The following is a 22,907-nucleotide window of genomic DNA, read 5'->3' on the forward strand; positions in this document are numbered from 1 at the left end:
CTTTCGATTTCAACCGCCGCTACCGCACAGAATTGGGATGGGCCGCTGGCCCATTTGTCGCGAGGGCAGAACCCCGATGGCACCCCGATGCAGATCACCGGAAGCCTGGAAGCAATTGCCGATGCGGCGCTCGAACGCGACGAGATTGCCTGGGATTTCGTCGAAGGCGTGACCACGGAAGTCGGTCCGCGTCAGGCCGGCACCGAAGCCGAAACGCGTGGCCGTGTCTGGGCAGTAGAATGGCTGACCAAACACGGATTTCAGAATGTCGCCGACGAGCCGTTTGAAATGGACACTTGGGTGCCGGGCGATATTGCCAAAGCGCATGTGACAGGTCCGTTTCCGCAAGAATTGGTGGTGCAACCGCTCGGCAACAGCGCTGCAACACCAGACGGCGGACTTGAGGCTGAAGTCGTCTTCTTCCGTACGGTCGCGGAGCTGCGCGCGGCACCAGCTGGCAGCCTCAAGGGCAAGATCGCCTATATCAGTCACGAGATGCGCCGGGCCCAGGATGGGTCGCATTATGGCTTCGCCGGGCCAGCACGCTGGGTCGCGCCGGGCTTTGCATCACAACGCGGAGCAGTCGCGGTCGTGATTAAATCGGTAGGAACCGACTATCACCGCAACCCGCACACAGGCGGCACATCATGGGGCGATGAATCCAGTCCCATTCCGGCAGGCGCATTGAGCGTGCCGGATGCCGAGAACCTCGAACGGATGTTTGAGCGTGCTGGCGACCGGCCCATCACGATGAAGCTTGAAATGAACCCGCGCCGCATCGGCAAGCAGACAAGCGGCAATGTCGTGGGTGAGATTGTCGGGCGCAATCCTGACTTGCCGCCCGTGCTGCTAGCCTGCCATTTAGACAGTTGGTGGAATGCTCCCGGCGCGTTCGACGACGGGGCTGGCTGCGGAATTATCGCTGCAGCAGCGCTGAATGTTGCCGCCTCGGGCCAGCCGCTGCGTACCATCCGCGTGCTGTTTGCAGGTGCGGAGGAAGTCGGTCTGTTTGGGTCGACCGCCTACAGCAAGGCTCATATCGATGAGCCGATCGCGGTCGGGCTCGAAAGCGATTTCGGAGCGGACCGCATCTGGCGCTTCGAAAGCAATTTTCGCGAGAGCAATCCCGACTTGCACGCCAAGCTCGCGAGCTCGGTGGCGCGCTTCGGCGTCGCCAATTCGCGGATCGTTGCCAGCGGCGGAGCGGATTTGAACATCGTGCGCGACCAGAAGGGCGCGATCATTGATCTACAGCAGGACGGAACGCGCTATTTCGACCTGCACCACACGCCCGACGATACGCTCGACAAGATCGATAAAGCGCAGCTGCGGCAGAATGTCGCGGTGTGGACGCAGGTTGCAGGAATCCTTGCGAATGAAGAACGCGCCATCAAAACGGGCAGGGCAATTCCGAGCGCGCCTGCAACAATGGGCGAATAGTTCTAGGCTCGGTTGATGCCTGTCAGGGCTGCTGCCTGACGGCCCGGAAACAAGCTTGGCATCAATACTGCCGGATCGAGGCCGAAATGCTCCGCCGCCGATCCGGCGAGCACACTTTCCAGCGCAATCGTCGGGCGAAGATCACGGCCTTGATACAGCTTGTCCTGCGACATCCCTGGCCAGTCGGAGAGCACTTGGCCGCCGCGCACTGCGCCGCCCATGACCAACGCCGCACTCGCGGTGCCGTGATCGGTGCCGCCGGTGCCATTGAACTGCACAGTCCGGCCAAACTCGGTCACCACCAGCACCATCGTGTTTGCCCAGGCCGCTCCCATCGCGCTGCGATAGGCACCCAGCGCTGTATCGAGCTGGCTCGCTTGCCGGGCAAAGACGCGTCGCTGATTGGCGTGGCTGTCCCACCCGCCGAATTCGATCATCCCGATGCGCGCGCCGTCTTCCTCGCGCATCAATGAAGCGGCCAGCTCGCCAGCCGCCTTGGCATCCCGCAGGTTTCTGAGGCCATCGTCGCCCGCCATTGCCTGCGTCTCAAGCGCCTGCATCCATAGCCCGCCCAATTGCGGGTCATCGGCGTAGAGCCGGGATACGCGGTCAAGGAAGTCGCTGCTTGCCGAGGGAAGCGCTGAAGGCGCGTAGCTCGATGCAGGCGAATTGCCGCGCAGCGCCAAGGGCATGGTTGGCGCGATGGCCAAACCCTTTGGAGGCTCTCCGTTGCCGGTTTTGGGCATCAAGCCGATCAGCCGGTTCAGCCAACCATCGCGCTCAGCATAAGGCGTTGCCGATCCCGTCTCGAGCATGTTCTGCCCGTCGAAATGCGAGCGCTCGCGGTAGGCGGTGGCAGCCGCATGCACGAACAGCGCGTCGCCTTCGGCATAGGCATTTCCGACCTGATCGAACGAAGGATGGATCGTGAAGAAGCTATCGGCTTCTCGCGCGCCTTCGTAATCGGCGAGCGCCAAGCTGCGCATCCGGGCGAAGTCGGGATCTCCCGTGGGTGCGACCATGGCGAGCCCGTCAGCCGCGCCTCTCAGCACAACCAACAGAAGGTTTTTTGAGCCGGTCGTTTGCGCGAATGCCATCCGCGGCGTGACCAGACCGGTCGCACCGAGCGCGAGCGAGCCAGCCAGGATTGAGCGTCGATCGAGAGCTTTCAGCATGGCGACTACCTCCGCATCATTTCTGGCGCGACGAGCAACAGGCCAAGCGCCTGCGCCCCGCTCTCCGCGCGGCTGAGCCAGGTGCGTGTGTTTGCGGAGAGAGTGCCGGGAAACGCCGCTTCGGCCCGCTCAATCACATCATCCGCTGGCACGTTGCGTGCGATCCTCTCGGCCAGCTCAACCCGGCGGTAGAGAGCGTCTGGTCCGGCCCAGCTGCCCGCAAGATCATCGTACCCGGCGGGTGAGGGCGCTCGCCACGGGACTTGCCCAATCTCGCTCAGCGCGCCGATCATCCGACGCTGGCTCAGGTTATCGACGCCATTGAACCGCAGAATCGAAACCAGCCATTCAAACGGCTGTCGGAACTTGACCGGTTCGGTGGTCCAGACTTCAGGTGCTTCGACCAAGGTCCGCGAAAGACTGGCGAGATTGCCTCCCGTCTTCACGAAATCCTGTTCGAGCTTGGAGACAAGAGAGGCTGGTGGCTCGTCGCCTGCGAAATGCCTCGCAAGCTTTGTGGCGATAAAGCGTGCAGTCTTTGGGTGCGCGGCCAGATCGTCGAGGATGTCGGCAGCCTGCCGTGCGCCATCTTCCTGATAGGTCTGGCCAAGCACTGTCCGCGCGCCAGGTTCGTGCGCGACATTGATAAAGACCGCACCGCCGGGCTGCGGATCGGCAAAGCGATCCGTCAGGGGCAGACCGGAAATGGTCCAGCCGGTTAGCGCGCGGGCGAGCTCGGTCACGTCATCTTGCGAATAGCCACCGTCGACGCCAAGCGTATGCAGTTCCAGAATTTCCCGCGCGAGGTTCTCGTTAAGGCCGCGGGGGCCTCTGCTGCTGCCGCGACGACGCCGGATGAAACGCGAATTTGGTCCAGTCGACTGGTATTGATCGAGATACAGCAGCATCGCCGGGTGCAGGGTCGCGGCTTTGAGCATATCGCTGAACTTGCCCAGCACATTCGGGCGGATCGCGCCGAATTCATGGTTGCCGACCTGATGCAGCGTGCCGGCCTTGCCGACCGAGACGCTGAAATGGTTCGACCAGAAATGCACCAACCGCTCGATGAAGGGTGCGTTGCTGCTCACGGCGACGTTCGTGCGCAGCGCCACGTCCTTGCGAAACACGCCGCGACCGGAAACCAGCGACTTGCGAAGCTCGGGAGGCAATGCATCGCGGCGCTGGCGATCTGCCATCATGGTTTCGCTCTCGCCCTGCGCATCGGCCATAAAGGCCTGCCGCTTGCGGCGCTGGCTACGGATCATCCGGATGAATTTACCCGCTTCTTCCGATGTGTCTTCGCGGTCGGCCAGAATGGAGGGGCTTGGATCGAAAGCGTCAAATTGATCGAGCAAGTAGCGCACCGGATCGTCCGGCAAGCGTTCGCCGCGCTGCAAGCCATAGCCGAACCGGTTCAGGGCGATGCTGGTTTTGCTCATCAATGGTTTGCCCCCATGATCTGCGTTCCAATTGGCCTGACAATGACCGATGGATGCGAGCAAGTCACGTCGCGGCACGTCGCGAAATGTCACAACCACACGCTAGACGCGGCAGCGGATCAAACCCTTCGCGGGTTGTTCAGTATCAGACTGGATGGAAACGAAGTGATGGTCGGGGAGAGAGGATTCGAACCTCCGACCCCCTGTACCCAAAACAGGTGCGCTACCTGGCTGCGCCACTCCCCGACATTCACTTCTCGTTCTCGCCCCACCAAAATGGTCTGGTGGGCCCGGCAGGATTCGAACCCGCGACCTAGCCGTTATGAGCGGCCAGCTCTAACCGCTGAGCTACAGGCCCCCGAAGCCCGGATTTCCTCCGGAAGCGAGACCGGCACAGCCCCTACAGCCGGTTTCTTAGAGAAACAAGCGAAGAAGCACCCTTTACCTGCCAATTATTGTGCAGCGCCGATTACCTCGGTCACAGTGGTCGGGCGAACGCCGCGCTGTTCGAGATAGGCGTAGACGCTGCGGAACCAGTCATACAGCGTTTCGACATCCGCTTCGGTCTCGGAATATGGAGTGAAGCCAGGGGCGAGTGAAGGGCTGTGAAGCGATAGCACCAGCAGCGGCAATTGATCATCGAGCGCAATGTCGATGCCGCGAATCGCCTCTTCCGCCGTCACGCCCTCTGGCGTCAGAGCGATCCGTTCAAGCAAATGAAGCTTTGAAAACGCCGCATACAGTGTTGGTGCGAAGCGTTGGAGCCGTTGCAGAGGGATGCCGAGCTGGCGCAGCACACCCCAATACGCGGTTGTAACTGGCAACTCGAGCAATTCGCGCTCGGCATCTGCCCAATAGGGTGCGAGCGGGTGATTGGCGTAGTTCGGCCCATGCTGAGCGCTGTAATCGAACAGGGAACGCACGGATGTGTCGACTGCGAGACCAGCTTCTTTGAGCAGCTCCGCGCTGTTCGGCCCCAAGCCATAGCGCCCGGCGCGGTAGATTTGCGGCGCGGTGCCAAACGCGCTTTCGATCTGATCGCGGAGTTTTAGGAACTTCGCCGCTTCAAGCTCCTTGGGCAAGCTGCCAGCATAGGAATTGGGGGCGTTCACTTCCTCATCGAAGGGGGGATTGACCCAAGGGTGCAATTGAACACCGACTTCGGCTTTGCCGCGTTTGACTGCGTCGCCGATTATGTCGGCCGCGCGCGGGTCGGTGGCGATTGGCCAGTCCACGAGGTAGACGGGAGTTGCACCGAGCCCTTCGCAAAATTCCTGGAAGCGCGGGATTTCGCCAACATGCTCCAGCCCGTATCCGTCGCGGCGGAACGGCTTGTTCCAGTCGAACTCTTCTTCGGTATCGACGGTCAGCAACGCTCTTTGCCCGAAATCGGGGGCGAACCGTGCTGCCGCATCTTTGCCAGGCGGCACAAGCATCGAACCAGTCGAAATCCCGTTTCCCCTTGGCGTTGATGCCCCGCACCGCATGCTGGTGAAAGCACAGCGTTTGCCGGGCAATGATCCCATCGAAAGCGGGCTAACGTTCTCTGCCGGCTCCGCTTCCGCCTGATTGGCTAGGCAGGGTGTCTTCTGCGGTCAAGAGCGGCAGGCTGAGCATCACCCGCTCGCCCGACTGCTGCAGATTGCCACCGGCACCGCGTGCCTCCGCGCGGGCCAGCCGCAATGTGAAACCTGCGCCGAATGGCCCGGCATTGATCGTGCCTGCGATCGGTTTGGCCTCGGCAGCAAAGATGTCATCTTCGCCAAGCAGTTGCTCCGGCAGGTCGCATGTCAACCGCGCCATTCCGCCCACATTTTCGAGCGCGCATGCCAGCATTTCACCCGATGCGCAGCCACCGCCAAGCGTTGCGAAAATTCTCCAGACCAGTGCTTCGGCTTCGTCTGGATCGATTCCGACGCGCAGTGGAGTCTGGTCGTCATGCACCAGCTCGATCCCGGCCATACGCGGCGTCAGCACCGGTGCGAGTTGGTTGATGGTTCGAATTACAAGGCCGGACAGGTTGGTTTCGCCAGCTTCGATGGTGGCGGCTCCGGTTTCGAGCTTTGCCAGCCGGTCGAGCTCCTCAAACCCTGCAAGGATATGCGCGGCGTCGGCGGCGATCGCCGCTGCAAGCGCGCGATATTCATGCGGCGCGGGGCCGAACAATTGCTGCTGAATAACCTCGGCATAGCCTTGCACTGCCGTAACTGGCGTGCGCAGCTCGTGCAGCAATTGGCGGATGCGGTCGGCTTCGCGTTCTGCGGGACTTTGTTCGTCGTCGCCGATTTCCGGCGGGCGGCGGAAGCGCCCGACATAACCTGCGAAATTGCCCGTTTCAGCAAAGCGGGGCTGCGCGTCGACGACCCATGATCCGGCGATTGCTGCTGAACCGGACAATTCGAACTCGCAGCGCTCAATCGGCTGCCGCCGCGCGAAGGCGCGCCCGAACGCAGTGTCATTGCGGGTTTCGCCCAGGATGCGCGGTGCAGCCAGCTTCGTCCCGATGACCATCGCAGCGATTTCGGTGTCTGCCCATTCGATCCTACCCGCTGCGTCGGCAGCGAACCCGAAGCTGGAAACGCGTCTATGAGGTGCAGAAGGGCCTTCATCGAGCGGCAAGCGCGGCGAAAGCTCGGCATCGGCGGCTTCGACGTCGCGTGTGCGGCGGAATTGAGCGATACGTTCGACGAGAGCCGAGATCTCGCTTCGACCGGACTCGGCCCGGTCGAACGAAGCAGGGACGAGTCCTGTGGTCGGATCGATAGGCCGCTCACCATTTGCCGGGTCGGCGTCAGGCTGGGTTTCGAAGCCTGCTCGCGGTTCAGGTGGCTCCACTGGCAGATCGCGATAGTTACGTGCGGCAGGTGCCGAACTGTCATCGAAGTCATCATTGGAGCCAGAAAGGGTCCCGGCGCTGGGCGAGGGGAGGCCTCTGTCATATACGCCCAATCGGCTCAGCAAAGCGTCGGTGTCCACCGGCAGATCGCGGCGCAGTCTCAAAAAGCCGCGCGCGCGGACGGGCAGCCGGGGGATCAGGGCAGACCAATCCTCGGCGGAGAGTTCCGCCCGAACGAGCGCTGCGGACGCCACTTCCGGTTCAAAGTCGGACAGATGCGCCGTCAGATCGGCGCTGCGCAGCCGCCAGCCGGGCTCGCGGATCATCGCTGCGCGCTCTTCCGCCGGGATGCGATCCGCCAATGCATCCATTCGCAGCCACGCCGCCGCGATCAAAGACTGGCTGCGATTGTCGCGCGGGCCGAACTTGCGATTGCCAAGAATATCAAGCAGCTGCCGGAATTGCGTGCGCACGCCCGCCTCGCTGTCGCCGCGCTGGCGCAGCACAGTTGCAAGGCGATCATCGAAGAACATTCCGGTCACTCTTCTCCGGGGCAAGCGGCATCATTCCGCACAATGCGGACCGATTCCGCGAAGCTGTACCAGCCCTACACATTTGTCACAGGGTAACACTTGGAGTGCGTTGCAAAGCGGGACAATTGCTGGCAGACATAATATTATTGTTCACGCACGCCTATCAGTGTGCATGTTCTTACGTTCTATTGTTGCAGCGTATTCGATTGCGCCGCACGAAAAACACGAATCTGGAGTTAGCGCCACATGGCCAACCTGGACGACATCGATAAACGCCTCCTGTCGGAATTGCAGTCAGAAGGCAGGGTCACCAACGTAGAATTGGCGCAAAGAGTGGGCCTGACTGCACCGCCTTGCCTGCGCAGAGTGCGCGGGCTGGAGGATGACGGTGTCATTCGCGGCTATCACGCCGATCTGGACCCGTCCAAGCTGGGTTTTGCCATCACCGTGTTTGCCATGGTCAGCCTGAAAAGCCAGGCCGAAAGCAGCCTTCGCGAATTTGAAGAAGCGATGCGCGAACTGCCCGAAGTGCGCGAAGTGCACATGCTCAATGGCGAGATCGACTTCATCCTGAAGATTGTGAGCCAAGACCTTCAGAGCTTTCAGGAATTTCTCACCAGCAAACTCACGCCGGCGCCGAACGTTGACAGCGTGAAGACGTCCTTGACGATCCGTACCGCGAAATACGAACCGGGCGTACCGCTTTAAGTCCAATCCAGCCGGAGCCAGCCGATGAGCGATGAACTGTTTGGAGTCGAAGCGGGCAGCGAGCCCGAAAAGCTGACCGAACCGCTCAACGGGCACTGCCTTTGCGGAGCGGTGACGATCACGCTCAATGGAACCCGTCCGCTGGTCGATATCTGTCACTGCGAAATGTGTGTGCGCTGGTCCGGGACTTTCCTGGGCGGATTGAGCGGCGACAGCGCCGATATTGCCGGACGTGACAATATTGGGGTCTACAAATCCAGCGAATGGGCCGAGCGCGCATTTTGCAAAACCTGCGGTTCGAACCTCTGGTACGAATTCACCCCTACGGGCCACACCAGCTATCTCGCCGGATTGTTCGACGTTCCCAAGGGGCTGGGCATTCTCCAGCAGATCTTTGTCGATGAAAAACCCGACTGGTATGATCTCGCACAAAGCAGCCCAATGAAAACCGGCGATGAAGTGATTGCGGAGGCGAAAGCGGCTGGTTTCGAATTCGACTGAGTCGGAGAAGATGGCGCCATAAAGGTCCAGCGCTTTGCACGTCACGCAGGCCCTGATAGGCCGGTCAAACCAAGCGGCGCATAGTTGCCAATCGCCAGTTGCTCGAATACGCCGAGGCCGTTTTCGCCGGAGGCACCCGTTACACGGCACAGCATTTGCACATGCAGATTGTCGGGCAGGGCAGGATCGATAGTGGCTAGGTCGATGTCTTCCCGCTCAATATCCAGTTCGCCGTGGTCGAGACCGTGCCCCCATTTCGGCGAAGTGTAACCCAGACCGCGCATCTGAAAACGGGCTAGCGGCTCAAGCACAAACCGTTCTGAGCCGACGCGCAATTCGCTTTGGGCGGGCCAGCGGGAACCCATTTGCAGCGTTGCCATAAGCGATGCGTCTTGCGTTTCCGCATGGTCGCTCGCGTGTGCTCCATCAGGAACCGTGACCGCTCGCGTATTCCACGGTGAGCCATCGGGATGCGCGTTGAGATGAAAGAACAGACTGCGATCGGGGAGGTTGATCGGCGTCCATTGCCAGAAAAATTGCGGCACCACTTTAGGCTGCTGCGGGTCGGGCATTCCCACCGGGCGAACTCCCCAGCTGCGATCACGAGTGCCCATCGTACCTGAGGTGAGTTCCAATCGCTCTCCGTCAACGCTGATCCAGCCTTCATAACGACCGTTCTGCGTCATCCGGGTGTAGTCCATGATCGTGCGCGGACCGCGCCGCCATGTGAAACGCGGTTCCTCGATAGGAAAAGCGCGGCCTGTGAAGGTAATCTCGGCAGCCAGTCCTTCGCCCTCGATTCGCAGCCGCAGTCGATTGAGCGGTTCCAGAACTTCAATTGAGATACCGCCGCAGTTCAGATCCATCCGCTCCATTCCCAATTTGCGGGACGTGTGCAGGCAATGCTGAATGCCATTTCTGACGATGCAGAAGTGCGCATCCGCGACATCCAGCACCGGATAAACCCCGAAGGCCAATGCGAAGAAAGTCTCGCCATCGGGCGAATAGCCATTGAAGAAATAGCGGTCGTAGAAATTGCGGTCGCTGCCCGGATACGCGATCGGTTCGGGCGTCTGGTGCACCGGATAATCGTCACCTTTACTCAGCAATCACGCCTCCTCTATCAGCGCCAGCGCGCCCGTATCCTGCACCAATTCCAGTGCACCCATCGCCATCGACAGGAAGTTTTCATCGCCGCGTTCTGTGCGCACAACATTGGCTGCGCTGAACACTGCGGTCGAAACACCATGGATTGCGCCGAGTCTGTAGCCGCGTTCGATTGCGCTGCGAGACACATCAACGCCGTGCCGCCCCATTTGCTCACAATAGAGATCAAGCAATTCGTCCTCGGCGCGGCGACGCAGGTCTGAGCCGATACCGGCCCCCATGAAGTATCCGATATCTTCGGCACCATCGCCGGGTCTCAAAGTCTGCCAATCGACAATTGCGAGCGGCTCCTTACCGCCGCAGATATCAAACAGCATATTGTCGAGCCGGAAGTCACCGTGAACCAGGCTTTTGCGCTGCTTCTTGAGATCAAAAAGTGGTTCGGCCAGCTCGCCAAGACGATGGACTATGGCCATCAGATGAGCGGGAATGTCGCCGGAATATCGCTCGACAAAGGTAGCGGTGGATTTTGGGTACAGCGCTGCTGCCATGGCGGAAATCTGCGGATCGGGCTGGATAAACGGGGCATCGATGATTGATCCTCGTCCCCAGCTGGGACCGTGCAGCGCCGCCGCCTGGCAGATCGCATGGCGTGCATCATCCAGGCTGCAACTGGTCAGTTGGTTGCCCTGCCTCGCGGTGCCAAGGTCCTCCATCAACAGAATGAAATCGCCATTGTCGTCGGCAATATCGGCGTAGATCGGGCGGGGAGTCCTGACCGGCAACTGATCCGCTAGCTCTCGGAAGAATCCGACCTCGTGCAGGTAGAGCTTCATCATCTGCGCGGTTGCGCGGCTGGTCGGATCACTGGCGGCGAATTTGCCAGCGATGCTGGGCGGACCGGCACCTTCGCGGCTGTAGGTCAGCGTGAAACGGATCGAGTCGCCGACTTGACCAGTGCCGATCGACTGATGGTCAATTGCAGTGACGTGGCCGTCGCTCAGCAGACCAGCGTCTTCCAGGCGATTGCTCAGCCATTCGCCCGTAACCTCTTCGGGTCGTTTCGGAAAATTCTCTCCCACAATCGGAAGCTAGAGCGTCACGCAATTGTCAGCAAGCCATTCGCCGCCTGCCTGCGCTGATGGACCTTGGAGCTACTTCTTGCGGTCCCAATAGTGTTCACCATTGATGAAAATGTAGTCGTATCCCGTGCCGCCGCTCTTCGAGCTTGCGGCAATGAAGCCATGAAAGATACGCCCATCATCGGCTTGAATCGTGATCGTATGACCGTTCAGATAATACCGACCTGAAACAGCGATTTTGCGGTTTCCACCGCCGGCTCCTGACCCAGCTGAGCTAACCGAGAATGCGTTAAACTCTCCGATCTGGATTCGACCATCCTTGGTCATCCGCAAAGTGCCTCCGGAAATGCTGGAGGAGGAACTGCCGAAGCTGCGTGATGAACCGGTTATACGGCCATAGGAGATATTGATCGTTTCGCCTGGACTGAACTTGCGCGCAGCCTTACCTTTGCTCGCGCCGCGCTTGAATTTGCAGCGCTTCAACATTCCGGCGGAGGTTGGCGTCGGCGTTTGCCGCAGCGGGTTCCACTTCGCGCAGGTCGTGGAGTAGCCATTGGCGAAGCTCATTTCAGGTGTTGCCGTGTTGACCATCACCGCCGGGAATCCGACCCACTTTTGCTCAAGAACAATCCGCGCCGAACGCGGTCTGCTGCCAGCCGGAATGCTGGCATTCGCCGCGGCGAGCGATTGCGCGGAATTCTGCTGTCCGGGGTTGCCGGGAGCACTGGAAGTTTTGCCAGACGCCGCAGCCGTTCGGCCTGAAGTCGGTGAGTTCGCCGCGTAGTTGGAATCGGCCCGGCAGACCGCTTCGCCAAATTTGGCCGCCCGCTGAATGTCGCTAGCTGTTTGCCGAGAAAGCACCGCGCGCAATTCCATCAGTTTGACCGTGCCGCCTTTACCCGGACAGGCATAAAGAACCGAAAGCTGATCGCGCCCATTCACTTTGACTGATCGAGCGAGGGAATAGCTGCCAGGCACGGCCGCCTCAGCCTGCATACTCTGCGTTGAGACGTAGGAGACGCCGGGGGCGCTCACCCGCTCTTGTGATTTGAGCCAGTCACCCGTCGATTTGCCGCTGCTGCTTTGCCACGGACCGATTTCGACAAGAACACCATTCTTGGTCAGGACGCGTTTGTCGCCCTGCTGGCTATCCGACCAACCTGCGGGAGCCCCGACCGTTTGGGCATTCGCCGCAAGGCCTATCAATGCGAACGCCAAAGACAATGCTGCGGAGCGACAGGTCATTCTGACTTTCTGCATAGGTCCTCCCCCGCATTCATGGTGATGGTGCCATGGACGCGCTTTGCAGATCAGGGAGTTAGAGGTGCCAGAATGAATGGCCGATTAGCTGGCGATCATTTGGCAGCGGACAAGCCGAGCGATCATGCCGGTCCTAAACTTCACGCTCCGCCAGCCATTCTTCCAGCCATTTGATCGAATAATCGCCGTGCAGCACATCGTCCTGACGCAGCAATTCCTGATGCAGCGGGATGTTGGTCTTCACCCCTTCGACCACCATTTCTTCGAGCGCGCGGCGTAGGCGCATGATGCAGCCTTCGCGGTTGCGTCCGTAGACGATCAGTTTGGCGATCATGCTGTCGTAGTAAGGCGGGATCGAATAGCCGGCATAGAGACCGGAATCGACGCGTACATGCATGCCGCCAGCCGGGTGGTAATAGGTCACCTTGCCGGGTGAAGGCGCGAAGGTGAATGGGTCCTCGGCGTTGATCCGGCACTCGATCGCGTGGCCGTTGAACTCGAGATCCTCCTGCGCGACCGATAGCGGCTTGCCTGCGGCGATGCGGATCTGCTCGCGCACAAGATCGACGCCGGTGATCGCTTCGGTCACCGGGTGTTCGACCTGAAGCCGGGTGTTCATTTCTATGAAATAGAACTCGCCGTCTTCCCACAGGAATTCGATCGTACCCGCGCCGCGATAGGCCATGTCGCGCATCGCTTTCGAGCAGACTTCGCCCATGCGCATGCGTTCTTCGTGACTGATGACGGGGGAAGGGGCCTCTTCGAGGACCTTTTGGTGGCGGCGTTGCAGCGAGCAATCGCGCTCACCCAGATGGATCGCCTTGCCATTGCCGTCGCCGAACACCTGGAATTCGATGTGGCGCGGATTGCCGAGATATTTCTCGATATAGACGGTGGCGTCGCCGAAAGCGGCCTTCGCTTCGCTGCCCGCCTGCTGCATCAGCGTTTCGAGTTTGTCTTCGCTTTCGCAGACCTTCATCCCGCGTCCACCACCGCCGCTGGCGGCCTTGATGATGACGGGATAGCCGATTTCGGCGGCGATCTTCTTGCCCTCTTCCGGGTCGGAAACTGCGCCGTCAGATCCGGGGACCAGCGGCAGGCCGAGCGCGCCTGCGGTCTTCTTCGCCTGCACCTTGTCACCCATCGTGACGATGTGTTCAGGCTTGGGGCCGATCCACTTGATGTCGTGCGCTTCTACGATCTCGGCGAACTTGGCGTTCTCGGAAAGGAAGCCGTAGCCCGGGTGGATCGCGTCGCAGCCTGCTACCTCGGCGGCCGAGATGATGTTGGCGTGATTGAGATAGCTGTCGGTCGCTGGCGGCGGGCCAATGCAGACCGCGTGATCGGCGAGCCGCACATGCATCGCGTCGGCATCGGCAGTGGAATGCACCGCGACCGTCTCAATGCCCATTTCATGCGCTGCACGGTGGATGCGCAGTGCGATTTCGCCGCGATTGGCGATCAGGATGCGGGTGATCGACATCGCTGGGTTAACCGATCACGACCAGTGGCTGGTCGAATTCGACCGGCTGGGCGTTTTCGACGAGGATCGATTTGACCGTACCGGATTTGTCGGCGGTGATCGGGTTCATCACCTTCATCGCTTCGACAATGACGAGCGTGTCGCCCTCTTTCACGCTGTCGCCCGGCTTTACGAAATTCGCCGCTCCCGGTTCAGGAGCGAGATAGACAGTGCCGACCATCGGTGATTTGAGCGCGTCAGCGTTGTCTGCCGCTGGTGCGGTTTCCGGAGCAGGCGCAGCGGCAGCGGGCGCAGCAGCCGGAGCCGACATGGCCGGAGCGGCCGCCATCTGCGCAGGCGCAGCTACGCCTTCACGAGCGACTCTGATTTTGCGGTCGTTATCTTCGACTTCGATTTCGGTGAGGCCGGTCTCGTTCAGAAGCTCTGCGAGTTCGCGGACGAGATCGGAGTCGATATTCATGCCGGATTTCCTTCCGGCACCTGGCTTATCGGTTGCCATGCATGCCCCTTGGTTATTTGGTTGCGGCGGTGACTATTGACGCAGAATGCGGCTGGCAAGTGGCAAAGCTTGCAAAAATCGCAAAAGCGCGTGTTTGTTCAGACTTCGCCTGACGCTACGGCTTCGAGAGCGAGGCGATAGCTGTCCGCGCCGTGCCCCTCAACAGTCTTTGCAGCGGCCATCGCGACATAGGAAAGGTGCCGAAACTCTTCGCGCGCTTTTGGATCACTTAGGTGCACCTCAATAACCGGAATGGTTATCGCCTTGATCGCATCAAGCAGCGCGATCGATGTGTGGGTGTAGGCGGCGGCGTTGAGCAGCACCGCCCGCGCGCCTTCCGCTTGTGCCTCATGCAGCCAATCGACCAGCATTCCTTCGTGATTGGTCTGCCGCATGTCGATGGTAAGACCTAGCTGTCGCGCGCGATCTTCCAGCATCCCCGCAATCTCATCGAGCGTGGTCGGGCCGTAGATTTCCGGCTCCCGCAGGCCGAGCAGGTTGAGATTGGGTCCGTTGAGGACATAGACTGTGTTGGACATCGGCTCTGACTAACCAACCATTGCCGTTGAGGAAAGCGCCATCAGCACCTGAAACGAAGCTGTTCAGCGATTGATGATGCAAGTCTGGCGACCCTTAATCGACTTACATCGGCAGGTTCCCCACGGTCCAACCCCTATCCGGAACTTGGAAAGGTAGAACTCGTGATGAAGATGCGTTGGACGATCTCTGTAGCTGCAACACTCTGTCTGATTTCGGCGTCTCCAAGCTTTGCGGAGGACGATCTGACAGCTCTATCCGGTCCTTACCTTGGCCAAGATCCGCCTGATGATATCCCTGAGCCGTTCGCTCCCGGAATCGTCACGAGTGACCTGTGGGAATACGGTGGGGGGTTCTCGCCGGATATGAACGAGCTCTATTTTCTCAAAGAGAATGAGAATGGAGAGATGTCATTTGTCGTCTTTGAACATGTCGGCGAACAATGGCGCAAATCGACCATCTCACGCAGGATAGGCCAGCCTTTCATTTCACCAGATGGCAAGACCATGCACCTTGGCAAGCGGTTCAAATTGCGCACTGATGATGGCTGGTCGGAACTCGAACGCTTGGGCGGCGAGTTTGAAGAACTTCGCATCATGCGACTCACCGCATCATCGTTAGGGACATACTATTTCGACGAGGTCGGAACTGACGGTGATGGCCGGATTCGATATTCCCGAATGGTCGATGGGAAGCGTGAAAAGCCGCGACTGGCGAGCGATGAAATCAACACCGGCACTTGGCTCGCGCATCCATTCATTGCACCCGATGAGTCATATATCTTGTGGGATGGACGCAAAGAGGACGGATTTGGCGATTCCGACATCTATGTCAGCTTTCGACAGAGTGACGGTTCATGGGGCTCGGCCATCAATCTGGGTGAGAAGATCAACACACAGGCTTGGGAGGCGTCAGCCAGCGTTACGCCTGATGGCAAATATCTGTTTTTCAATCGGAAGATGGGTGAACGGAATGTCGACGTCTTTTGGGTTTCCGCGCAGGTACTCGAAGACTTGAAGGCCGCTCAAGACAAGTAGTGTCCTTGACTACCTATCCACCCCCTTAACTTTCCCCCACTGGCGGGCAGCAGTGTAGCCGAGGTACCCCGTTCCAAACAGCGCGTAGAGTGGTTCTGGCAGCCCGTTGAGATAGGCGTTCATGCCGCTCGCGATTTCCTTCGCCGCTCCCGGATTGAATGCCGCCAGCACGCCCATCGGCAGCGCCCACAGGATCATCACGTACATCACATAAAGAAAGCTGGGACGGGCGCGGCTGGTCCAGGGGTCGGTGCTTTGCGCTTCGGCGACGATGGCTTGGAGGCGCGCTTCGATCAGCCGCATTTCCTGCGTGCCTTCGAGTTTGAGCAGCTCGAGCTTTGCCTTGGCCCGCGCTTCCTTGTCGGGGATGATCTTGTCGATGATTGAGGTGATCGGTCCGATCAGAGTGTCGAGAAGGCCCATATGATCCGCTCCTGCTATCGAGTCGGAACGGAAATATCCAAATAGGTTAGTGTAGGAAAATACTCTTACCTAAATGGAATCACCGGCTTCAGCGAGTAATCGCTGAGCCAGCGCTAGATGCGGCCGGTCGAGCATGTTCCCATCGATCGCAATGGTTCCCATGCCGGGATTGTCGGCGAAAGCCTGCACAACGGCGCGCGCGTGTTCGATTTCCTCAGCACTTGGCGTGAAGGCAGCATTGATCGGGGCGATTTGAGCAGGGTGGATCGCCAGCATGCCGCGAAAGCCCTGCGCCCGGACGCTGCGGGCGCGGCGCTCCAGCGCTTCGAGGTCGCGGAATTCGGGCTGGACGGTCTCGATGGGCGCGACACCGGCTTTCACCGCGCCAATCAGACACAGGCTGCGGGCCATCTCGTAGACGTGGGTGTATTCGCCGTCCGGCCCGCGCTGCTCGCTGGCGCCGAGTTCGCTTGAAAGGTCTTCCGCGCCCCAACTCATCGCCACCAGGCGGGGCGCGCCGTCATAGGTGCCGGTCGTGAACATCGCGGCGGCGGTCTCTGTGACAAGCGCGGCGACCTTGATTGAGCCAACCTCCAGCCCCGCCGCCCGTTCGCGCTCGGTCAGCATCGTATCGAGTGTTTCGACGTCATGCCCGCCTTCTGCCTTAGGTAAGAACACCCCGCCCGGTGCGGCTGGCACAACCGCATCCAGATCGGCCTCAGTCCAGTCGCCGGATAGCGGATTGATCCGAACCCAAACGCGCGATCGATCCTCCGCATCGCCCAGCGCCGCCGCAACCGCTTCACGCGCCGCCGCCTTGTTTTCTGGAGTCACCGAATCTTCGAGATCGAGCAGCGCGATATCGGCGTCGCTGGCAATTGCCTTGCCCATCTTCTTGGCGCTGTCACCCGGAGCGAACAGCCAGCTGCGCATGCGTAATGTCATGGTCAAATCCTCTCGCGCCAGCGGTTAAGCGGGCGCGCAGGGAGACGCAAGGATGCCCTAGAACGACCCTTCGATATCGACCGAGAAGATCGTGCCGAAATTGCGGTCTCGGTCCTCACGGAAGTCGACGATGTTGTTGACCCGGTCGACAAAAATTGTGCGGTCGAAGCGGTTCTTGCGGTCGAATATGTTGCCCACGCGGAACCGGGCCGTCATGCCGAACACGTCCTTATGCTCGACAAAAATGCGGGCAAATCCGGGGGTGTCTAGACGCTGAGCCACTTCGTCCAAGCGCACATTCGGTTGGCGCTCATCGTAGCGGAAGAAGCCGCCAATCGCCCAAGGTGTTCCGATAAAGTCCTGCCGTAACTCCAATTCGAAATCGACAAAAAGGTTGCCGGAAATCTCGCGCGGAGTGCCCAGAAGCGGGTCGAGCACTTCGCTTTCGGACAGAAATATCTCAGAGTCGAACCGCAGGCCCGGCAGGCCGAGCGGATCGAACAGCAAGGTCAACTCGCTCTCTACCCCGTAGAGCGTGGCAGAATCGATGTTGCCCGGTGCCTGACCGCCGCCGGCAATCGGAATCTGGTCGACGATGTCGCTGAAATCTTCGAAAAACCCACGCAGATTGAGCGATCCGAAATCGCCAAGGCTTTGCGTCGCTTCCAGTTCGAACAGCCAGCTTTGCGGTGGAACGAGGTCTGCATTGGTGACATTGACCCGGTCCTGATCGAGGTTGGTCGAAGCGATGAAGTCAAAGAAATCGAGCTGACCAACGACGCGTTCGACCCGGCCGGACACATTCAGCGTATCGCTTGCTTTCCAATCGAACGACGCGAAACCCTTTGGCCGATAGAACGTGCGAGTCTGCCCCGCCACGCCGGACTGGCTGATCTGTGAATACTCGGCCCCAGCCGAAATTTGAATGAGCAGATTATCGGTGAGTGGACGGCCATAAGTCACGCTGGCTTCGGCGCGGTCTTCCTCGACGCGCGCAGTAGCGCCGTCGAATTCGACAGGTTGCAGGACACCGCCCGCATCGCGTTCTTCGAAAGTCGAGGAGATATCGAGGAAGTTCTTCACCCCTTCGAGCGCGAACTGCAGATCGCCGCCGAGCCCGCCAAAACTGTATTCGGCCCGGGCGATGGTTTCCCCTTCATCGGCGTCGCGGGTGAAAACCGATCCGGTTGGCGCTGCGTCATTGACGAATTCGGTGAGTACGGAGGAACGCGTCGGGCTGTCTTCGTAGCGGTGGTAGCCGATCAGTTTGAGCGTGCCGCCGCCAAGGCCAAAGCTGTAATCGGCGCCGAGTTCGAAGTTGAATTCGTCTTCCTTCGAGCGGAATGTGCGCAAACGATCGATTGCTTCGATTATCCCGCTGCGCTCAGAGACTTCGCGCTGGCGAAAGATGTTGCCGCCCACTTGTCCGGTCAGGTTCAGGACATTGCCATTGGTGGCAGTGCGCGCGAACGAACCGGACAGGACCGGATTGTCGGAGGTGAAGCTGGATTGTTCGATCCGCGTATCGATCAGTAGATCGGCGGCATCGAACACCAGCTCAATGCCCTGGTCACCGCGCCGCCCGGCATCGTTTTCGAAACTGAGCGTCCATTCCGTCTTCGCTCCGCCGCCAGCAAGGGATATCTGGCCGTCGCTCCAGCGAAACGGAACGCCAAAGCTGCGCCATTCAGCCGAGTAACGAAACTGCCCTGTGATGCCGCCAGTGGAGCTGGTGACGACATTGAGAACCTGACCGGTCAGCCCGCCGATATCCAAGCTGGCACCGTCGACAATCTCGAGCCGCACGACTTCTTCTGAGGGGATGCGATTGAGCGCGGAAACGGGGCCGTTGGATTTGCCGGAAATTCTCTGACCATTGATGATGACATTGGTGTTGGCTTGGCCAAGGCCGCGCGCGCCATCATCAGAACGAATGGAAAAGCCGGGGATCTGACGTGCCATATCGAGCGCATTGCGCGGTGCGAATCGTTCGAAATCTGTTGGAGTGAAGGTGCGCCGGGTGCTGGCATCGTCGCTTTCTTGCCCTGCCGTTTCGTCATCCAGGGAACTGGAATTGGCCCGCTCGTCCGCCGGGGCCTCGTCCAGTCGAATATCGTCAGTCGTGATGTTCGCTTGCGGCTCATCGCGGCCATCGAGTTCGGAGTAATCGAGCGGTTCCGGATCCTGTGCGACCGCAGGCACCGTTGCCAGCGAGGCAATCGCGGCAGAAATCAGGAGGTGTGGACAATTCATGAGCCGTCCTAAACGCTTTCGCCCCGCGCAAGTTCCGTGCACGCCCTTGAACGATCCTTTCGCATTGGCAAGCCGAGAGAGTGAGCGGCGTCAGACTAATCGACGAACGTTCCACTGACGGGGACGACCGGATTCGACTTTCTGCTGATGCCGCCTGTTTGTCTCTCCCTCTCGCCAATTCCACACGGACAGGTTCGGCGGAGCGTCCGCACCATACATAACCGTCGGCGATTTCGAAAAGAACTCCACTGGTCGGGAAGACAGGATTCGAACCTGCGACCCCCACACCCCCAGTGTGATGCGCTACCAGGCTGCGCTACTTCCCGAGACCAGTGGAGGCGGGCCTATACGGCGCAGCTTGCAGCCATGCAAGCGCGATTGGGCGCGATTGGGCGGGGATTGCGGGCAAATAGCGGCCCTATGCCCGTGCAGGCGCGATTGCGGGGCACTTGCATTGCTGCTAACCGCGCCCACTTGAACGAAATGGGTAGGGGACGTGGAGGCTGATGCTGCCGCGCGCGCTGCTCCAACAATGCATAATCAACGCGAATTTTGACAGGCAAGACGACATATGTTTGAAATTCTCGCCGCTGCTGGAACCGGCGCTGCCGCCGCACCACCGGCCTGGCTCAACTGGCTGCCGATTGTCGGCATGGTGGTTATCTTCTGGTTCCTGATCATTCGCCCGCAGATGAAGCGGCAGAAAGAGCATCAGGAAAAGGTCTCAAGCCTGAAAAAGGGCGATCAGGTCGTCACGCAGGGCGGACTGGTTGGCAAGGTCGTGAAGGTCGAAGATGACTTCGTGCATATCGACCTCGCCAAGGACGTCCGCGTCAAAGCCGTCAAGCACACGATCGGCGATATCATTCCACCGGGCGGAACTCCGGCCAACGACTGATCGCTGCTTTGGCGGCGCAGTTGCATTCCATCAGGCAAGCGGACTGAGATAAAGCTTCATGCTCGAATTTCCCCTCTGGAAAAAGATTTGGCTGTGGGGGCTGGCGCTGCTTGCGGTAGCTGCGGCCCTTCCGTCGATCTTCAGCGCATCCGGCATCGATTGGCCAGAGGCGCTGCCTGCGCCGCAAGTTAATCTTGGCTTGGACTTGGCGGGCGGGTCACACTTGCTGCTGGAAGCCGACGCGGAAGACGTGCGCGTACAGCGGCTCGAGAACATGGAAGAGACTGTCCGAGCGATAATGCGCAACTCAGAGCCGCGCATTCGCATCGGAGATGTTTCAACCGCCGAAAATCGACTGTCATTCCTGCTGAACCAAGCCAGCGACGTGGACCGCGCGCGCGGATTGCTCGAGCCCCAACTGCAAGGTCAAAACCTGGTTCGCGAATGGGATCTGACCGTTGTCGATGGACAGCGCATGGTGTTGACGCCGACCGATAGCGGTGTCGGACAGGCGCTAAACGATGCGATGGAGAGCGCTACCGAAGTCGTCCGCCGCCGGATCGACGAGCTCGGAACTCGCGAGCCTACGATCATCAGGCAGGGTGACACGCGGATCGTGGTGCAGGTGCCTGGACTCGAAGATCCTGAAGCGCTGAAGGAATTGCTCGGTCAGACTGCACAGCTTGAGTTCAAGTTGGTCGACACCAACGCACTGCTGACCAATGTCGAAGCGGGCATTGCGCCTCCGGGTAGCCAGATTTTCCCCTATGCGGAGGACAGTCCCCGGGCCGGTCAGTTCGAAGCGGTCAAGCGACTGGGCGGTATTCGCGGCGACAGTCTGACGAATGCTCAAGCGGGTGTGAATCCCGAAACCAACGAAAACATCGTCAGCATTCAGTTCGACGGACCCGGCGGTCAGAAGTTTGCGAAGCTTAGCACCGAAAATGTCGGGCAGCGGTTCGCGATTATTCTCGACGGTGAAGTACTCTCGGCGCCAGTGTTCGAGGAGCCGATCCTAGGCGGTGCGGCGCAGATTTCGGGAAGCTTTACTCCCGACAGCGCGAATACGCTGGCGATCTCGCTTCGGTCGGGCGCGCTGCCTGTGCCGCTGACGGTGATTGAAGAGCGTACCGTCAGCGCGGAACTGGGCAAAGATTCCATCCAGCGCGGCATGATCGCCATGATGATCGGCAGCTTCGCCGTGATCGCGTTGATGATTGCCACCTATGGCCGCTTCGGCGTCTATGCGACGATTGCACTGGTCTTCAACGTTCTCATCCTGCTTGGCCTCATGGCCGGGCTAAACACCACGCTGACGCTGCCGGGGATCGCTGGCTTCGTGCTGACTGTCGGTGCAGCGGTCGATGCCAACGTGCTGATCAACGAACGCATACGCGAAGAGCGAAAACGCGGGCGGCGCGTCGTTGCCGCGATCGAGAATGGCTACAAAGAAGCCAGCCGCGCGATTTACGATGCCAACATCACCAACTTCATCGCCGGTGTGCTGTTGTTCCTGTTCGGCTCTGGTCCGGTTCGTGGCTTCGCGGTCGTGCTGATCATCGGTCTCGCCACCAGCGTCTTCACCGCGCTCACCCTGACCCGCATGTGGGCCGCCGGTTGGCTGCGCAAGACGCGCCCCAGCGACATCAATATTTGAGGACGGTGCCATGAAACTGCTCAAACTCGTCCCCGCTGACACCAATATCAAGTTCCTCAGGCTACGCCTGCCGTTCTTCGTGATCAGCATGCTGTTGATCGCCGCGAGCTGGGCGTTGGTTTTGACCCAGGGTCTGAATTACGGAGTCGATTTCGCCGGTGGTCAGGAGGTCCAGGTGACCTTCACCGAGATGGATCAGGCACCGATTGCCGATTTGCGACAATCGGTCGAGGCACTCGGCTTTGGCACGCCTGTGGTGCAGGAATTCGGTGCGCCCAACATCGTCTCTATCCGCGTTCCGTTGCCGGACGGAGTTGAAGACGAACCGGGCGCAGCGACCGAGATCGGCAATCAGGTCATTGCGATGATTGGTGGCAACTACGATGGTGTGCGAACCGACGGCAACAACACCGTATCGGGCAAGGTCGCGGGCGAATTCCGTCAGGACGCCGTGCTCGCGCTGCTCGCCGCGATGCTGATGGTCGCTATCTATATCTGGATCCGGTTCGAATGGCAGTTCGGCGTCGGAGCGCTGTTCGCTTTGTTCCACGACGTGTCGCTGACGCTGGGGATGTTCTCGCTGTTCCAGCTGGAATTCAGCCTGCAGATCATCGCCGCTATCCTCGCGATTATCGGGTATTCGCTTAACGACACGATCGTCGTGTTCGACCGCATCCGCGAAAACCTGAAGAAGTATCGCAAGATGCCGCTGCCTGAGCTGCTCGACCTGTCGATCAATGAGACGCTGGCGCGTACCGTCATGACGTCATTGACGCTGCTAGTCGCGCTGCTGCCACTGCTGCTGTTCGGTCCCGCCAGCCTGTTTGGACTGGTCGCAGCGATCACCGCCGGCCTGTTCATCGGGACGTATTCGAGCGTCTATCTCGCTTCGCCGATCCTGATCTGGCTGGGCGTAACATCGGACAGTTTCGTGCCGCAGGAAACCGCAGCGGATCGGCAAGAGCGGATCGCACGCGGCGAAGCTTAACTTTCGGCGCGCCTCAGCCACCCGCTCCCTGCGACCGGAAGAGGAAGGAGTCCGGGGGACTGCTTCCCCCGTTTGGCCTTCCACCCGGATTGTGTCCCGGTAGGCT

General features: G+C 59.9%; 20 protein-coding genes and 3 tRNA genes. 7 read left to right on the top strand and 16 right to left on the bottom strand.

Features of this window, described 5'->3' with window-relative positions; all coding sequences use genetic code 11:
- Positions 1–87 precede the first annotated feature (87 nt).
- Positions 88–1,440 (top strand): M20/M25/M40 family metallo-hydrolase, encoded by a 1,353-nt coding sequence (locus tag Q0837_RS03520; RefSeq protein ID WP_298469744.1) that lies wholly within the window; start codon positions 88–90, stop codon positions 1,438–1,440.
- A gap of 2 nt (positions 1,441–1,442) precedes the next feature.
- On the opposite strand, the gene Q0837_RS03525 is transcribed toward Q0837_RS03520, so the two are convergent.
- From Q0837_RS03525 to Q0837_RS03550, 6 genes are all read right to left on the bottom strand, one after another.
- A complete protein-coding gene (locus Q0837_RS03525; protein ID WP_298465350.1) occupies positions 1,443–2,615 on the bottom strand; it encodes a DUF1501 domain-containing protein in 1,173 nt (390 codons plus the stop codon).
- Between the two features lie 5 nt (positions 2,616–2,620).
- The gene (locus Q0837_RS03530; protein ID WP_298465353.1) at positions 2,621–4,054 is read right to left on the bottom strand and encodes a DUF1800 domain-containing protein; all 1,434 of its coding nucleotides are present in this window, start codon (positions 4,052–4,054) and stop codon (positions 2,621–2,623) included.
- A gap of 169 nt (positions 4,055–4,223) precedes the next feature.
- Positions 4,224–4,300 (bottom strand) — tRNA-Pro (locus Q0837_RS03535).
- Between the two features lie 36 nt (positions 4,301–4,336).
- Positions 4,337–4,412, bottom strand: a tRNA-Ile gene (locus tag Q0837_RS03540).
- Positions 4,413–4,506: 94 nt separating this feature from the next.
- A complete protein-coding gene (locus tag Q0837_RS03545) occupies positions 4,507–5,490 on the bottom strand; it encodes a polysaccharide deacetylase family protein (RefSeq protein WP_298465354.1) in 984 nt (327 codons plus the stop codon).
- Between the two features lie 100 nt (positions 5,491–5,590).
- Complete coding sequence (locus Q0837_RS03550) at positions 5,591–7,423, bottom strand: histidine kinase dimerization/phospho-acceptor domain-containing protein (RefSeq protein ID WP_298469746.1); 1,833 nt, start codon at positions 7,421–7,423, stop codon at positions 5,591–5,593.
- 246 nt (positions 7,424–7,669) lie between these two features.
- Here Q0837_RS03550 and Q0837_RS03555 point away from each other — a divergent pair, with 246 nt between their 5' ends.
- Positions 7,670–8,131 carry an Lrp/AsnC family transcriptional regulator gene (locus Q0837_RS03555; protein WP_298465357.1) on the top strand — a complete coding sequence of 154 codons (462 nt, stop codon included), beginning with the start codon at positions 7,670–7,672 and terminating at the stop codon, positions 8,129–8,131.
- 24 nt (positions 8,132–8,155) lie between these two features.
- Entirely contained in the window at positions 8,156–8,632 is a 477-nt protein-coding gene (locus tag Q0837_RS03560) for a GFA family protein (protein ID WP_298465362.1), read from the top strand.
- 41 nt (positions 8,633–8,673) lie between these two features.
- Here Q0837_RS03560 and Q0837_RS03565 read toward each other — a convergent pair whose 3' ends face one another.
- The 6 genes from Q0837_RS03565 to aroQ all read right to left on the bottom strand — a co-directional run bounded on the left by Q0837_RS03565 (position 8,674) and on the right by aroQ (position 14,602).
- Complete coding sequence (locus Q0837_RS03565) at positions 8,674–9,741, bottom strand: hypothetical protein (RefSeq protein ID WP_298465364.1); 1,068 nt, start codon at positions 9,739–9,741, stop codon at positions 8,674–8,676.
- Complete coding sequence (locus Q0837_RS03570) at positions 9,742–10,821, bottom strand: phosphotransferase family protein (RefSeq protein ID WP_298465367.1); 1,080 nt, start codon at positions 10,819–10,821, stop codon at positions 9,742–9,744.
- Between the two features lie 72 nt (positions 10,822–10,893).
- Positions 10,894–12,066 (bottom strand): hypothetical protein, encoded by a 1,173-nt coding sequence (locus Q0837_RS03575; RefSeq protein ID WP_298465372.1) that lies wholly within the window; start codon positions 12,064–12,066, stop codon positions 10,894–10,896.
- Positions 12,067–12,214: 148 nt separating this feature from the next.
- On the bottom strand, positions 12,215–13,564 hold the full coding sequence (accC, locus tag Q0837_RS03580; RefSeq protein WP_298465375.1) for an acetyl-CoA carboxylase biotin carboxylase subunit: 1,350 nt from the start codon (positions 13,562–13,564) through the stop codon (positions 12,215–12,217).
- Between the two features lie 7 nt (positions 13,565–13,571).
- Positions 13,572–14,024 carry an acetyl-CoA carboxylase biotin carboxyl carrier protein gene (accB, locus tag Q0837_RS03585; protein WP_298465378.1) on the bottom strand — a complete coding sequence of 151 codons (453 nt, stop codon included), beginning with the start codon at positions 14,022–14,024 and terminating at the stop codon, positions 13,572–13,574.
- Positions 14,025–14,161: 137 nt separating this feature from the next.
- The gene (aroQ, locus tag Q0837_RS03590; RefSeq protein WP_298465381.1) at positions 14,162–14,602 is read right to left on the bottom strand and encodes a type II 3-dehydroquinate dehydratase; all 441 of its coding nucleotides are present in this window, start codon (positions 14,600–14,602) and stop codon (positions 14,162–14,164) included.
- Positions 14,603–14,767: 165 nt separating this feature from the next.
- On the opposite strand from aroQ, the gene Q0837_RS03595 reads away from it, so the two are divergent.
- A complete protein-coding gene (locus Q0837_RS03595; RefSeq protein WP_298465384.1) occupies positions 14,768–15,637 on the top strand; it encodes a hypothetical protein in 870 nt (289 codons plus the stop codon).
- A 9-nt stretch (positions 15,638–15,646) separates the two neighbouring features.
- Here Q0837_RS03595 and Q0837_RS03600 read toward each other — a convergent pair whose 3' ends face one another.
- The 4 genes from Q0837_RS03600 to Q0837_RS03615 form a co-directional block, all read right to left on the bottom strand.
- Positions 15,647–16,060: a holin family protein gene (locus Q0837_RS03600; protein WP_298465386.1), complete on the bottom strand. Its 414-nt coding sequence runs from the start codon at positions 16,058–16,060 to the stop codon at positions 15,647–15,649.
- Positions 16,061–16,129: 69 nt separating this feature from the next.
- Positions 16,130–17,005 carry a CoA ester lyase gene (locus tag Q0837_RS03605; protein ID WP_298465389.1) on the bottom strand — a complete coding sequence of 292 codons (876 nt, stop codon included), beginning with the start codon at positions 17,003–17,005 and terminating at the stop codon, positions 16,130–16,132.
- A gap of 57 nt (positions 17,006–17,062) precedes the next feature.
- Positions 17,063–19,258 carry a TonB-dependent siderophore receptor gene (locus Q0837_RS03610; RefSeq protein ID WP_298465391.1) on the bottom strand — a complete coding sequence of 732 codons (2,196 nt, stop codon included), beginning with the start codon at positions 19,256–19,258 and terminating at the stop codon, positions 17,063–17,065.
- A gap of 249 nt (positions 19,259–19,507) precedes the next feature.
- A tRNA-Pro gene (locus Q0837_RS03615) sits at positions 19,508–19,584 on the bottom strand.
- A gap of 245 nt (positions 19,585–19,829) precedes the next feature.
- On the opposite strand from Q0837_RS03615, the gene yajC reads away from it, so the two are divergent.
- Genes yajC through secF form a run of 3 tightly spaced genes read left to right on the top strand, consistent with a single transcriptional unit; the run spans position 19,830 to position 22,801 of the window.
- Positions 19,830–20,156, top strand: a complete 327-nt coding sequence (gene yajC / locus Q0837_RS03620) for a preprotein translocase subunit YajC (RefSeq protein WP_298465394.1) — start codon at positions 19,830–19,832, stop codon at positions 20,154–20,156.
- Between the two features lie 58 nt (positions 20,157–20,214).
- Positions 20,215–21,813, top strand: coding sequence for a protein translocase subunit SecD (secD, locus tag Q0837_RS03625; RefSeq protein WP_298465397.1), 1,599 nt, complete (start codon positions 20,215–20,217; stop codon positions 21,811–21,813).
- Between the two features lie 10 nt (positions 21,814–21,823).
- Positions 21,824–22,801 carry a protein translocase subunit SecF gene (gene secF, locus Q0837_RS03630; protein ID WP_298465399.1) on the top strand — a complete coding sequence of 326 codons (978 nt, stop codon included), beginning with the start codon at positions 21,824–21,826 and terminating at the stop codon, positions 22,799–22,801.
- The last annotated feature ends 106 nt before the right edge of the window (positions 22,802–22,907 follow it).

Origin of the sequence: uncultured Erythrobacter sp. (assembly GCF_947499705.1) — a bacterium.
GTDB lineage: Bacteria > Pseudomonadota > Alphaproteobacteria > Sphingomonadales > Sphingomonadaceae > Erythrobacter.

Excerpts from the sequence above, each read along its gene's own strand:
- accC (WP_298465375.1), bottom strand. The coding sequence starts at position 13,564 with ATGTCGATCACCCGCATCCTGATCGCCAATCGCGGCGAAATCGCACTG.
- Q0837_RS03550 (WP_298469746.1), bottom strand. The coding sequence starts at position 7,423 with ATGTTCTTCGATGATCGCCTTGCAACTGTGCTGCGCCAGCGCGGCGAC.
- accB (WP_298465378.1), bottom strand. The coding sequence starts at position 14,024 with ATGAATATCGACTCCGATCTCGTCCGCGAACTCGCAGAGCTTCTGAAC.
- yajC (WP_298465394.1), top strand. The coding sequence starts at position 19,830 with ATGTTTGAAATTCTCGCCGCTGCTGGAACCGGCGCTGCCGCCGCACCA.
- secD (WP_298465397.1), top strand. The coding sequence starts at position 20,215 with ATGCTCGAATTTCCCCTCTGGAAAAAGATTTGGCTGTGGGGGCTGGCG.
- Q0837_RS03600 (WP_298465386.1), bottom strand. The coding sequence starts at position 16,060 with ATGGGCCTTCTCGACACTCTGATCGGACCGATCACCTCAATCATCGAC.
- Q0837_RS03555 (WP_298465357.1), top strand. The coding sequence starts at position 7,670 with ATGGCCAACCTGGACGACATCGATAAACGCCTCCTGTCGGAATTGCAG.
- Q0837_RS03560 (WP_298465362.1), top strand. The coding sequence starts at position 8,156 with ATGAGCGATGAACTGTTTGGAGTCGAAGCGGGCAGCGAGCCCGAAAAG.
- Q0837_RS03595 (WP_298465384.1), top strand. The coding sequence starts at position 14,768 with ATGAAGATGCGTTGGACGATCTCTGTAGCTGCAACACTCTGTCTGATT.
- aroQ (WP_298465381.1), bottom strand. The coding sequence starts at position 14,602 with ATGTCCAACACAGTCTATGTCCTCAACGGACCCAATCTCAACCTGCTC.
- Q0837_RS03605 (WP_298465389.1), bottom strand. The coding sequence starts at position 17,005 with ATGACATTACGCATGCGCAGCTGGCTGTTCGCTCCGGGTGACAGCGCC.
- Q0837_RS03545 (WP_298465354.1), bottom strand. The coding sequence starts at position 5,490 with ATGCTTGTGCCGCCTGGCAAAGATGCGGCAGCACGGTTCGCCCCCGAT.
- Q0837_RS03610 (WP_298465391.1), bottom strand. The coding sequence starts at position 19,258 with ATGAATTGTCCACACCTCCTGATTTCTGCCGCGATTGCCTCGCTGGCA.
- Q0837_RS03575 (WP_298465372.1), bottom strand. The coding sequence starts at position 12,066 with ATGACCTGTCGCTCCGCAGCATTGTCTTTGGCGTTCGCATTGATAGGC.
- Q0837_RS03530 (WP_298465353.1), bottom strand. The coding sequence starts at position 4,054 with ATGAGCAAAACCAGCATCGCCCTGAACCGGTTCGGCTATGGCTTGCAG.
- secF (WP_298465399.1), top strand. The coding sequence starts at position 21,824 with ATGAAACTGCTCAAACTCGTCCCCGCTGACACCAATATCAAGTTCCTC.
- Q0837_RS03525 (WP_298465350.1), bottom strand. The coding sequence starts at position 2,615 with ATGCTGAAAGCTCTCGATCGACGCTCAATCCTGGCTGGCTCGCTCGCG.
- Q0837_RS03520 (WP_298469744.1), top strand. The coding sequence starts at position 88 with ATGCAGATCACCGGAAGCCTGGAAGCAATTGCCGATGCGGCGCTCGAA.